This window comes from Methylobacterium sp. J-059 (genome assembly GCF_022829485.1).
Taxonomy (GTDB): domain Bacteria; phylum Pseudomonadota; class Alphaproteobacteria; order Rhizobiales; family Beijerinckiaceae; genus Methylobacterium.
Genome location: NZ_JAKSYA010000096.1, coordinates 1 through 12,419 on the forward strand (window position 1 = coordinate 1; position 12,419 = coordinate 12,419).

10 protein-coding genes and 1 pseudogene are annotated in these 12,419 nt (G+C 69.9%); 2 read left to right on the top strand and 9 right to left on the bottom strand.

From position 1 onward, the window contains the following. The 7 genes from odhB to gloB all read right to left on the bottom strand — a co-directional run. On the bottom strand, positions 1–1,221 hold a 1,221-nt coding region (gene odhB, locus MKK55_RS10705; RefSeq protein ID WP_243934643.1), incomplete at its 3' end, for a 2-oxoglutarate dehydrogenase complex dihydrolipoyllysine-residue succinyltransferase. A gap of 93 nt (positions 1,222–1,314) precedes the next feature. Further along, positions 1,315–4,314: a 2-oxoglutarate dehydrogenase E1 component gene (locus tag MKK55_RS10710; protein ID WP_147727158.1), complete on the bottom strand. Its 3,000-nt coding sequence runs from the start codon at positions 4,312–4,314 to the stop codon at positions 1,315–1,317. 215 nt (positions 4,315–4,529) lie between these two features. Further along, positions 4,530–5,414 carry a succinate--CoA ligase subunit alpha gene (gene sucD, locus MKK55_RS10715; RefSeq protein WP_147727159.1) on the bottom strand — a complete coding sequence of 295 codons (885 nt, stop codon included), beginning with the start codon at positions 5,412–5,414 and terminating at the stop codon, positions 4,530–4,532. Between the two features lie 6 nt (positions 5,415–5,420). After that, entirely contained in the window at positions 5,421–6,617 is a 1,197-nt protein-coding gene (gene sucC / locus MKK55_RS10720) for an ADP-forming succinate--CoA ligase subunit beta (RefSeq protein WP_147727160.1), read from the bottom strand. Positions 6,618–6,728: 111 nt separating this feature from the next. Beyond that, the gene (gene mdh / locus MKK55_RS10725) at positions 6,729–7,691 is read right to left on the bottom strand and encodes a malate dehydrogenase (protein WP_147727161.1); all 963 of its coding nucleotides are present in this window, start codon (positions 7,689–7,691) and stop codon (positions 6,729–6,731) included. Between the two features lie 293 nt (positions 7,692–7,984). After that, complete coding sequence (locus MKK55_RS10730) at positions 7,985–8,581, bottom strand: TetR family transcriptional regulator (protein WP_243932769.1); 597 nt, start codon at positions 8,579–8,581, stop codon at positions 7,985–7,987. A gap of 316 nt (positions 8,582–8,897) precedes the next feature. Then, positions 8,898–9,674 (bottom strand): hydroxyacylglutathione hydrolase, encoded by a 777-nt coding sequence (gene gloB / locus MKK55_RS10735; protein ID WP_243934644.1) that lies wholly within the window; start codon positions 9,672–9,674, stop codon positions 8,898–8,900. A 189-nt stretch (positions 9,675–9,863) separates the two neighbouring features. Here gloB and MKK55_RS10740 point away from each other — a divergent pair, with 189 nt between their 5' ends. Then, a complete protein-coding gene (locus tag MKK55_RS10740) occupies positions 9,864–10,598 on the top strand; it encodes a class I SAM-dependent methyltransferase (RefSeq protein ID WP_147727163.1) in 735 nt (244 codons plus the stop codon). Positions 10,599–10,668: 70 nt separating this feature from the next. Next, the gene (locus MKK55_RS10745; RefSeq protein WP_243934646.1) at positions 10,669–11,457 is read left to right on the top strand and encodes a MarC family protein; all 789 of its coding nucleotides are present in this window, start codon (positions 10,669–10,671) and stop codon (positions 11,455–11,457) included. Between the two features lie 10 nt (positions 11,458–11,467). Here the strand turns inward: MKK55_RS10745 and MKK55_RS10750 are convergent, their stop codons facing one another. Beyond that, positions 11,468–11,980 (bottom strand): hypothetical protein, encoded by a 513-nt coding sequence (locus MKK55_RS10750; RefSeq protein WP_243932781.1) that lies wholly within the window; start codon positions 11,978–11,980, stop codon positions 11,468–11,470. A 115-nt stretch (positions 11,981–12,095) separates the two neighbouring features. Further along, positions 12,096–12,419 (bottom strand): annotated as a pseudogene (locus MKK55_RS10755) (hypothetical protein); the annotation flags it as partial.

The window sequence follows — 12,419 nt, forward strand, 5'->3', positions numbered from 1 at the left end:
CGCCTCGATCTTGCCGTTGCGGACCACCGGGCGCTCCTCGATGCGGTGCATCCCGAGGATGCCCGATTGCGGCGCGTTGAGGATCGGGGTCGACATCAGCGAGCCGTAGATGCCGCCGTTGGTGATGGTGAAGGTGCCGCCCTGCATCTCGTCGATCGAGAGCTTGCCGTCCCGGGCCTTGCGGCCGAAGCCCGAGATCGTCTTCTCGATGCCGGCGATCGAGAGGTCGTCGGCGTTGCGCACCACCGGCACGACGAGACCCTTGTCGGTCCCGACGGCGATGCCGATGTGATAGTAGTTCTTGTAGACGAGATCCTGCCCGTCGATCTCGGCGTTGACCGCCGGCACGTCCTTGAGCGCCCCGATCACCGCCTTGGTGAAGAAGCCCATGAAGCCGAGCTTCGTGCCGTGCTTCTTCTCGAAGATGTCCTTGTACTGCGCGCGCAGCGCCATCACCGCGCCCATGTCCACGTCGTTGAACGTGGTGAGCATCGCGGCGGTGTCCTGCGCGTCCTTGAGGCGGCGAGCGATGGTCTGGCGCAGCTTGGTCATCCGCACCCGCTCCTCGCGGGCGGCGTCGTCCGGCTTCGAGGCCGGGCGCGGCGGCGTCGGGCGCGCCTCCTTGGCCGGGGCGGGAGCCGCCTGCGCGGGCCCCTTCGCGATCGCGCCGAGCATGTCGCCCTTGGTCACGCGGCCGTCCTTGCCGCTGCCGTTGACGCTCGACGGGTCGATGCCCGATTCCCGCGACAGCTTGCCGACCGCCGGGCCGTTGTCGTCGGAGGGGCGGGCGGCCGGGGGCGCCGCGTCGCCGTGGTTGCCGTAGCCGGCGGCCGATTCCTTGGCCGGGGCCTCCTCGACCGCCTTGGCATCGGGGGCGGACGCCTTCGGCGCCTCGCTGCGGCTCTCGGACTTGGCCTCGGCCTCCTTCGGCGCGGCCTCCTTGGGCGCGGCCTCCTTGGGCGCGGGCTTGGCGCCGCCGCCGCTCGCCTCGACGATCGAGCCGAGCAGCGCGCCCGGCTCCACCGTCTCGCCGTCCTTGACCAGGATCTCGCCGAGCTCGCCGGCGGCGGGGGCGTTGACCTCGAGGGTCACCTTGTCGGTCTCGAGCTCGACCAGGGGCTCGTCGGCCGCGACCGTGTCGCCCGGCTTCTTGAACCAGCGGCCGATGGTGGCCTCGCTGACGGATTCGCCGAGCGTCGGGACGAGGATGTCGGTTGCCATTGTGTCAGCTCATGCCGGATCGGTTGGGCCGTACCGGACGGCCGGGAAGGGTGAGCGGCGGCACCGGAGAGCCGCCGCCATAGGTGAGGACATTCAGACCGCGAGGGCCTCGTTGAGGAAGGCCTGCAGCTGGGCCTGGTGCTTCGACATCTGCCCCACGGCGGTCGAGGCCGAGGCCGGGCGGCCGACGTAGCGGGCGCGCTTCACCGCGGAGCCGGCCTGGCCGAGCACCCATTCGAGGTAGGGCTCGACGAAGGCCCAGGCGCCCATGTTCTTGGGCTCCTCCTGGCACCACACCACCTCGGCATTGCGGAAGCGGCCCATCTCGTTGGCCAGCGCCTTGAGCGGGAACGGGTAGAGCTGCTCGACGCGCAGCAGGTAGACGTCGTTGACGCCGCGCTTCTCGCGCTCCTCGAACAGGTCGTAGTAGACCTTGCCCGAGCACAGCACGACGCGGCGGACCTTGTCGTCGCGGACGAGCTTGACCCCGCTTTCGTCGTGCTCGGCGTCGTCCCACAGAATGCGGTGGAAGCTCGAACCCTCGGCGATCATCTCGATCGTCGACACCGCCCGCTTGTGGCGCAGCAGCGACTTCGGCGTCATCAGGATCAGCGGCTTGCGGAAGTCGCGCTTCAGCTGCCGGCGCAGGATGTGGAAGTAGTTCGCCGGCGTCGAGCAGTTGGCGACCTGCATGTTGTCCTCGGCGCAGCTCTGGAGGTAGCGCTCCAGGCGGGCGGAGGAGTGCTCCGGCCCCTGCCCCTCGTAGCCGTGGGGCAGCAGCATCACGAGGCCGGACATGCGCAGCCACTTGCGCTCGCCGGACGCGATGAACTGGTCGATCACCACCTGCGCGCCGTTGGCGAAGTCGCCGAACTGCGCCTCCCACAGCACGAGCGCGTTCGGCTCGGCCGCCGAGTAGCCGTACTCGAAGCCGAGCACCGCTTCCTCGGACAGCATCGAGTTGATCACCTCCAGCGGCGCCTGGCCCTCGCGGATGGCGTTGAGGGGCGTGAAGCGCTGCTCGTTCTCCTGGTCGATCACCACGGCGTGGCGCTGCGAGAAGGTGCCGCGCTCGACGTCCTGGCCCGAGAGCCGGACGCGGTTGCCGTCGAGCATGGTCGCGCCGAAGGCCAGGGCCTCGGCGGTCGCCCAGTCGATGCCGACGCCGGTCTCCACCGCCTTGGCGCGGTTGTCCATGAAGCGCTGGATCGTGCGGTGCAGGTGGAAGCCGGGGGGCGCCTGGGTGATCTTCTGCGCGATCTCGCGCAGGGTCTCGACCGGCACGCCGGTGCGGCCGCGGCGCGGGTCGTCCACGTCCTCGTGCACGGCCTTGAAGCCGGACCAGCGCCCGTCGAGCCAGTCGGCCTTGTTGGCCTTGTAGGTGCCGGCGACCTCGAGCTCGGCGTCGAGCATCGCCCGGAACTCGGCCTTTCGGGCGTCGTAGGCCTCCTGGCTCAGGGTGCCGTTCTCGATCAGCTTGCGCGCGTAGCTCTCCAGCACCGAGGTGTGCTTGCGGATGCGCTGGTACATCTTCGGCTGGGTGAAGGCCGGCTCGTCGCCCTCGTTGTGGCCGAAGCGGCGGTAGCACAGCATGTCGATCACGACCGGCTTGCCGAACTTCTGGCGGTACTCGACCGCGACCTTGGTGGCGAAGGTCACCGCCTCCGGGTCGTCGCCGTTGCAGTGGAAGATCGGCGCCTCGACCATCTTCGCCACGTCGGACGGGTACGGCGAGGAGCGCGAGAAGCGCGGATCGGTGGTGAAGCCGATCTGGTTGTTGATGATGAAGTGGATCGAGCCGCCGGTGCGGTGGCCCTTCAGGCCCGACAGCCCGAGGCACTCGGCGACCACGCCCTGGCCGGCGAAGGCCGCGTCGCCGTGGATCAGGAGCGGCATCACGCTGGCGCGCACGACGTTCGGCTTGGCGCGCTGGTCCTGCTTGGCGCGGACCTTTCCGAGCACCACGGGATCGACGATCTCGAGGTGCGACGGGTTGGCGGTGAGCGACAGGTGGACGTTGTTGCCGTCGAAGGCGCGGTCGGACGAGGCACCGAGATGGTACTTCACGTCGCCCGAGCCCTCGACCTCGGCCGGCGAGGCCGAGCCGCCCTTGAACTCGTTGAACACCGCACGGAACGGCTTTGCCATCACGTTGGTGAGCACGTTGAGGCGCCCACGGTGGGCCATGCCGAGCACGATCTCGCGCACGCCGAGCGCGCCGCCGCGCTTGATGATCTGCTCGAGCGCCGGGATCATCGCCTCCGAGCCGTCGAGGCCGAAGCGCTTGGTGCCGGTGTACTTGAGGTCGAGGAACTTCTCGAAGCCCTCGGCCTCGATCAGCTTGTTGAGGATCGCGCGGCGCCCTTCGGGGGTGAACGAGATTTCCTTGTCCTTGCCCTCGATGCGCTCCTGCAGCCACGCCTTCTCCTCGGGATCGGAGATGTGCATGAACTCGACGCCGAGGGTCTGGCAGTAGGTCCGCTCCAGGATCGCGACGATCTCGCGGATCGTGGCGAATTCCAGCCCGAGCACGTTGTCGAGGAAGATCGGCCGGTCCCAGTCGGATTCGAGGAAGCCGTAATGCTGCGGATGCAGTTCCTCGTGGTCGCCGCGGGGGGCCAGCCCGAGCGGGTCGAGCTTGGCGTGCAGGTGGCCGCGCATGCGGTACGAGCGGATCAGCATGATCGCGCGGACCGAATCCTTGGTCGCCTGCTCGACCGAGACGCCGGTCTTGCCGGTGACGGCGAGGCCGTCGGCGGGCTTGCCGGGCCTCTGCTCGCCCTTCTCCGCGCCCTTGGCGAGGATCCTCTCGCCGACCGCCTTCTCCAGGGTCGCCCAGTTGCCGTCGAGCGCCGAGACGATCTCGCCGTTGGCCGGCACCGGCCAGTTCGGCTTGGTCCACGAGGCGCCGGCCGCGTTCTTCTCGACCAGGGTCTCGTCCTCGCCGAGCCCCTTGAAGAAGCTCTGCCACTCGGGGTCGACCGAAGCCGGGTTGCGGGCGTAGGCCGCCTGCAATTCCTCGATGTAGGCGGCGTTGCCGCCGTAGAGGAACGAGGTTTCCAGCAGCGCTTCGTTCACGTCCTGGCGTGCCATCGGCGGGTCATCCTGTCCTTCGGGCCCTCCGCCGGTGCGGATGAGCCGCGTCATCGCGCGGGAGGCGCCTCCGCGAGCGGAAGGCGCGGGCCGCGCTGCGATTCCTGTGGGCGCACGAAGCGGGCGCTCCGTCGCCCATCATATGGGCGTCACCGGCTTGCGTGCGCTGCAACACAGCCGCGCGCGGGTCATACGCGCGCGGCTGTCACTCGGTTTCAGCCCTTCAGGACCTCGACCAGCGTCGAGCCGAGGCGCGCCGGCGACGGCGAGACGCGGATGCCCGCGGCCTCCATCGCCGCGATCTTGTCCTCGGCGCCGCCCTTGCCGCCGGAGATGATCGCGCCAGCATGGCCCATGCGGCGGCCCGGAGGCGCGGTGCGGCCGGCGATGAAGCCGACCATCGGCTTCTTGCGGCCGCGCTTGGCCTCGTCGGCCAGGAACTGCGCCGCCTCCTCCTCGGCCGAGCCGCCGATCTCGCCGATCATCACGATCGACGTCGTCTTCTCGTCGGCGAGGAACATCTCGAGCATGTCGATGAACTCGGTGCCCTTCACCGGGTCGCCGCCGATGCCGACCGCGGTGGTCTGGCCGAGGCCGGCGGTCGAGGTCTGGAACACCGCCTCGTAGGTCAGCGTGCCGGAGCGCGAGACGATGCCGACCGAGCCCGGCTTGAAGATGTTGGCCGGCATGATGCCGATCTTCGATTCGCCGGCGGTGACGACACCGGGGCAGTTCGGCCCGATGAGGCGCGACTTCGAGCCGATCAGCGCACGCTTGACCCGCACCATGTCGAGCACCGGGATGCCTTCCGTGATGCAGACGATCAGCGGCATCTCGGCCGCGATCGCCTCGCAGATCGCGTCGGCCGCGCCCGGCGGCGGCACGTAGACCACGGACGCGGTCGCGCCGGTGGCCTCGCGGGCCTCGCCGACCGTGTCGAAGACCGGCAGGTTGAGGTGCTTGGAGCCGCCTTTGCCGGGCGAGGTGCCGCCGACCATCTTGGTGCCGTAGGCCAGCGCCTGCTCGGAATGGAAGGTCCCGTTCTTGCCGGTGAAGCCCTGGCAGATGACCTTGGTGTTCGCGTCGATGAGGATGGACATAACGCTTCAGCCCTTCTTCACGGCGGCGACGATCTTCTGCGCGGCGTCGTCGAGATCGTCGGCCGGGATCACGTTGAGCCCCGAGCCGCTGATGATCGCCTTGCCTTCCTCGACGTTGGTGCCCTCGAGGCGCACGACGAGCGGCACCTCCAGGCCCACCGTCTTCACCGCCGCGATCACGCCGCGGGCGATGACGTCGCACTTCATGATCCCGCCGAAGATGTTGACGAGGATGCCCTTCACCTGCGGGTCGGCGGTGATGATCTTGAAGGCCGCGGTGACCTTCTCCTCGGTCGCGCCGCCGCCGACGTCGAGGAAGTTCGCCGGCTCCTCGCCGTAGAGCTTGATGATGTCGAGCGTCGCCATGGCGAGGCCGGCGCCGTTGACCATGCAGCCGATCGTGCCGTCGAGCGCGATGTAGGCGAGGTCGTACTTCGAGGCCTCGATCTCCTTGGCGTCCTCCTCGGTCTCGTCGCGGAGCGCGACGATGTCGGGGTGGCGGTAGAGCGCGTTCGAGTCGAACGAGATCTTGGCGTCGAGGCACTTGAGATGGCCGTCGCCGGTCAGCACCAGCGGGTTGATCTCGAGCATGCTCATGTCCTTGGCCGTGAAGGCCGCGTAGAGCTTGGCGGTGAGCTCGCCCGCTTCCTTCGCCTGCGGGCCGGCGAGCCCCAGCGCCTTGGCGACGGCGCGGCCGTGATGGGGCATGATGCCGGTGGCCGGGTCGACCGAGAAGGTGACGATCTTCTCGGGGGTGTCGTGGGCCACCGTCTCGATGTCCATGCCGCCCTCGGTCGAGACGACGAAGGCGACCTGCCCGGTCTCGCGGTCGACCAGCATCGACAGGTAGAACTCGGCGGCGATCTGCGCGCCTTCCTCGATGTAGAGCCGGTTGACCTGCTTGCCGGCCTCGCCGGTCTGGATCGTGACCAGCGTCTGGCCGAGCATCTCGCCGGCGAACTGCTTTACCTCGTCGATCGACTTGGTGACGCGCACGCCGCCCTTGGCGCCGGCCGGCGCGCCCTTGAAGGTGCCCTTGCCGCGCCCGCCCGCGTGGATCTGCGACTTCACCACCCAGACCGGGCCGCCGAGCTCGCGCGCGGCGGCTTCCGCCTCCTCGGGCCTGAAGATCGCGACGCCCTTGGAGACGGGCAGGCCGAACTCCTTCAGCACCGCCTTGGCTTGGTATTCATGGATGTTCATGTGCGCTCCGCAGGCGAATAGGGAGTGGCGAATGGCGAATAGCGAGCCGGGGCAGCAGAGAGCACGTGGCTCTGTCTTCGCTAGCCCCTATTCGCTATTCGCCCAATGTTTTTAGGCCAGCGCCGGGTTCACGCCCTTGCAGGCCTCGATCAGCGTGTTCACCGCGCCGACCGACTTCTCGAACATCGCCTTCTCGGCCGCGTCGAAGGTCACCTCGAGCACGCGCTCGACGCCGTTCTCGCCGATCACGACGGGCACGCCGACATACATGCCGGAGATGCCGTACTGGCCGTCGAGGTAGGCGGCGCAGGGCAGGACCCGCTTCTTGTCCTTGAGGTAGCTCTCGGCCATCGCGATGGCGGAGGCCGCCGGCGCGTAGAAGGCCGAGCCGGTCTTGAGCAGGTTGACGATCTCGCCGCCGCCCTTGCGGGTCCGCTCGACCATGGCGTCGAGCTTCTCCTGGGTGGTCCAGCCGAGCTTGACCAGGTCGGTCAGCGGCACGCCGGCGACCGTCGAGTAGCGAGTGAGCGGCACCATGTCGTCGCCGTGGCCGCCGAGCACGAAGGCGGTGACGTCCTCGACCGAGACCTTGAACTCCTCGGCCAGGAAGTGGCGGAAGCGGGCGGAGTCGAGCACGCCGGCCATGCCGACGACCTTGTTGGTCGGCAGGCCCGAGAACTTCTGCAGCGCCCAGACCATGGCGTCGAGCGGGTTGGTGATGCAGATCACGAACGCGTCCGGCGCGTTCTCCTTGATGCCGGTGCCGACGGCCTCCATGACCTTCAGGTTGATCCCGATCAGGTCGTCGCGGCTCATGCCGGGCTTGCGCGGCACGCCGGCGGTGACGATCACCACGTCGGCGCCCTTGATCGCCGAATAGTCGCTCGCACCCGAATACTTCGCGTCGAAGCCGTCGACCGGGGCCGATTCGGCGATGTCGAGCGCCTTGCCCTGCGGCACGCCGTCGACGATGTCGAACAGCACGACGTCGCCGAGTTCCTTCAGACCGGCGAGGTGCGCCAGCGTTCCGCCGATCTGGCCGGCGCCGATGAGCGCGATCTTGCTGCGTGCCATGTCCGAGACGTCTCCAGCTTAGCGTGAAAGGGTGAGGCGAGCGCGTCGACGACTCGGGAGTCGAAAGTCCGTCCGAGGCGCCGCCCGACGCGACCGGTTTTCCTGCGCGGCTGTGTGGCCGAAAAGCACCGCCCCATCAACCCGACGCAGATCGCCCAAGCAGGGTTCGGGCCAGGGCGGATGTGCGGCGCACAAAACAAAGCCTCCGAAAAGCTAAGCTTTTCGAAGGCTTTAGGAGGAGATTGCCAATTCGGGATCGGCGCTATGACAACTTTTTGAACCTGTCATTCCGCTCAGAGGATACCCGCGCGCAGCACCCGCTGGATCGCGTGAATCACAGCGCCGAAGCGGGCGTCGACCAGATCGCGCGGCACCTCGGCGTCGTGCTGGATCGCCAGGGGATGGGTGAAGCGGTAGCTCGCATCGAAGATGTAGGCGATGGCGCGCTCGCGGTCGCGCGCCGAGAAGGTGCCGGTGGCCATCCCCTCCTCGATCACCCGCTCGACCAGGCTGCGCAGGCGGACCCGGTGGCGGCGGGCGATCGGCCTGGCGGCGACCGTGGCGTCGAGATGGACCGCGAACAGGTTCGGCTCGTCCTGGAGCGCGTCGCGCTGCAGGGCGGCGAGCGCGGTCAGCAGCCGCTCGATCTTGTCGTCGGCCGGGTCGGGCGCGTCGGCGATGCCGGCCAGACGGGTCTCGATGTCCCGCAGCCAGCGGCCGGCGACGGCGTCGAGCAGGGCGTCCTTCGAGGGGAAGTAGCGGTAGACGTTGGCGTGCGTCATGCCGGCTTCGGCGGCGACGGCGACGACGGTGACCCGCTTGGGGCCGAGCCGGGCCAGGTGCTCGGTGGCGATCCCGAGCAGCCGCACGTCGGCGGAGATCGGCGCCACCCGGGATCGGGCGGCCGCGGGGGCGCGGGCCGGACGGTCCGCATCGGACGGGGACCGTCCCGTCGCCGTCGCTTTGGCGGCGGGCTCTTCGGAACGCGGCTCGGGATCCGGTTGAAGGAAGGGAAGCGGGAGGCGTGAGGACGAGAGGTGGTAAGGCGAGACGGACCCCCATCTGACCGAAAGAAGCGGGAACACGCTTCCGTTGACGTCGAGCCTCCCTCCGGGAGCCTATCGATCAGACGGTTTAGCGCCTGTCGAATGTCCTATGTTCACTTCACTTTGAGAAGGCAACAAAATTTCCTTGAAAACCTGTGCGTCAGAAGCGGTTCTTCCATTCTCGCAGTGCAACAAAAACCGTTGCCGGGTCAGCAGCTTCGTCGAGTCCCACCGCCGTCTTCAGTGCCGGCAGGCCGCTCCGCAGGAACGGGTTGGTCGCCCGTTCCGCTGCCATCGTAGAGGGAACCAGGAAGCGGCCGGAGGATTTTAGCTCTTCCGCTTCGCGCAGGCGGCCGTGCAGATCCGCGTTGCCGGGCTCTGCTGCGGCCGCGAAGCGGGCGTTCGACAGCACGTAATCGTGCCCGCTGTACACCTGTGTCGCATCCGGCAGCGGCAGGAACCGCTCGAGCGACCGCCACAGGGTCTCGGGCGGGCTTTCCATCACCCGGCCGCAGCCGAGGGTGAACAGGGTGTCGCCGGAGAACACGATTCCCGGCTCGGCGAACCAGTAGGTGACGTGGTCGGCGCAATGCCCCGGCGTCTCCCACACCTCGGCCGAGAGGTCGCCGACCCGGACGGTGTCGCCCTCCGACACGGTGCGGTCCACGTCGGGGATCGCCGGGCCGGCCTTGGCCGGGGCGGTGACGCGGGCGCCGGTCGCGCGCTTGACCTCCGGGATGCCCGCGATGTGGTCGCCGTGGCGATGGGTGACCAGGATGTCGGTGAGCCGCCAGCCGGTCTGCGTCAGCATCGCCAGGACCGGCGCCGCCTCCGGCACGTCGATCGCCGCGCAGGCGCCGGTGGCGGGGTCGCGGATGAGCACGCCGATGTTGTCGCTGCGGCACAGGAAGGTGCGGATCTCGGGGGCCGTGGCCATGAACGCGTCTCCGGGCTCGCGGCCGGTCCGGCCGTATCGGGCGGGGAACGGATGCGGAAACCGGGGGGTTCCCCGGCGCGTCGCCCTGCAAGTCGCCGCCTGCGCCTTGTCGCGGCGGGTGCCCGGCCCCATTGAATCGCCATCGGGCCGGGACGCCGGCCTTCCCCGACGCCGCTCCAGCTCCGACCCATGCGCCTCGACGTCACCGACCTGCGGGCCTTCTACGCCACGCCGCTGGGCGTCACGACGCACCGGATCGTCGCCCGCACCCTGCACGGCTTCCTCGGCTCGGTCTCCGGCCTGCGCGTGCTCGGGCTCGGCTACGCGGTGCCTTATCTGAGCCCGGTCCACTGCATCGCCGAGCGGACGCTGGCCTTCATGCCGGCGACGCAAGGGGTGGTGAACTGGCCCGGCGCCGGCCGCTCGTGCTCGGCGCTCGCCGACCCGACGATGATGCCGCTGCCGGATGCGGCGATCGACCGGGTGATCCTGGTGCATGCGCTCGAGGCGGTGGAGAGCCCGACGGAACTGCTCCGGGAGGTCTGGCGCACGCTGACGCCGGGGGGGCGGATGATCCTCGTCGTGCCGAACCGGCGCGGGGTCTGGGCGCGGCGCGACGCGACGCCGTTCGGGCACGGCCAGCCCTACAGCCGCTCGCAGCTGAGCCGGCTGATGCGCGACACGCTGTTCTCACCGGAGGACTGGGCCGAGACGCTCTACATGCCGCCGCTGCGCTCGCGGGTGATGCTGCAGACCGCCGCCGCCTGGGAGCGGGTCGGGACGGGCCTCTCGCTCCCCTTCGCCGGCCTCCACGTGGTGCACGCCACCAAGCAGCTCTACCGGCCGATCACCGTGCAGCAGGTCCACCGCGCCCGCCGCCTCGCGCCCGCGCGGGTGCTCGTGCCGGCGCCCGCGCCGGGTTAAGCCCGACGCTCCGCACGCCGACGCCGGCGGCCCGGCCCAACCCCGTCTCGACGGAGATCGCGAAGACACCATGAGCGTCGAAGCGGCCATCCAGCAGTTCCTGCTCGCGCTCTCGAGCCTGTTCTCGATCGTCAACCCGCTCGGCGGGGCGCTGATCTTCGCGCAGGTGACGGCGGGGCACAGCCACGACGACCGGGTCTGGCTCGCCGGCCGGATCGGCGGATACGCGCTGCTGATCATGCTGGCGGCGCTGTGGGCCGGCGCGCCGATCCTCAACTTCTTCGGCGTGTCGCTCGGCGCGCTCCGCATCGCGGGCGGGCTCGTCGTCGGCGCCTCCGCCTGGGGGCTGCTGAACCGGCCCGAGGCCCGCGAGGCGCGCAAGCAGGCCGAGGTCTCCTCGACGACGGGACAAGGAGCGACCCAAGCGGCAGCGCAAGCCGGAAGCCAAGCGGCGGCGCCGACCGCGCCCCGAGCGGCGGCGGCCGCCGCTCCCGCCCAGCCGCCGGCGGATGGGCAGAGATCGGTCGATCCCCTGTCCGAGATCGCGTTCTTCCCGCTGACCCTGCCCTTCACCACCGGCCCGGGCACCATCGCGGTGGCGATCACCCTCGGCTCGAACCGTCCGGCCGTGATGGCCGACCGGCTCGGCTTCTACGTCGGCGTGTCGCTGGCCGCGCTCGGCGTCGCCGCGACGGTGGCGCTGATCTACGCCTCGGCCGACCGGGTGGTGAGCCTGCTCGGGCCGATCGGGGCGCGGGTGCTCGGCCGGCTGTTCGCGTTCCTGCTGCTCTGCGTCGGCACCCAGATCACCATCAACGGGGTGATCGACGTGTTCGGGCCGCTGCTCGCCGCGCGCTGAGACGCCCGCGTCACCGCGCGGCCTCGGCCCGCGCCAAACCCTCGATCCGGTCGAGCCAGCGCTCCAGGCGGGCCCGGTTGCCGCCGGCATCGAGCAACCCAAATTGCGGGCGGGCGTACAGGGCCAGGGTCGATCGGCCCTCGCCGGCGCCGAGAATCGCGACGGCGACCGTGTCGGGCAGCCGCAGCCATTCCGAGCGGACGACGTAGCGGTCCTCCTCGGCCCAGCGGGCCTGGAAGGCCAGCTCGGTGCGCGGCTCCTCGGCCGCCACCGCGGCGACGATGGCGCGCAGGCGCTCGCCCGGCACCGGCAGCACCGGCGGCACGCGATCCGAGACCGCGCGGCACTGGCCGGGCGGGCAGGCGAGCGCGTCGCCCGCGCTTCGCGAGACGGTCGGCAGGTCCACCGCGCCGCGGTCGGGCGCGCCGAACAGCAGCCACACGTCCTCGATGCCCCCGGGCTCCGGCCCACGCGCCACCAGCACGGCGCCGGCGAGCGCGAGCCCGCCCAGAGCCAGCGCCATGCCCGCCTTCCCCCACCGCACGCCGATCCTCCGCGCCTTCGACCCGTCCGAACACCGGACATGCGAAAGCGGCCCCCTCTCGGAGGCCGCCCGCCCGTCGTCCGCGTCGATCAGATCAGATCACGGGCGCCGAGAACAGCGCGCCGTACATCGCCGCATGGCCGACGTAGTAGCGCGTGAGGCAGCCGGTGAGCGCGACCGCGTAGTATGACGGGCCCAGCGCCCCGTCGCGGCGGCGGACGGCGCTGCTGGCGTCGTCGGCGGCGATGCCGAGAAGAACCACGATGATCCCGGAATGGCCCATCGCATTGACCTTGCCGAACTCTAACACGTCGGAGAAGCAGATTTCGGCCAGGATGCTCCCGGCAGGGCTGCGCACCAGGGCCGTGCAGATCAGGCAGAAGGCCAGGGTGAACTCGACGACGCCACCGACCTTGCT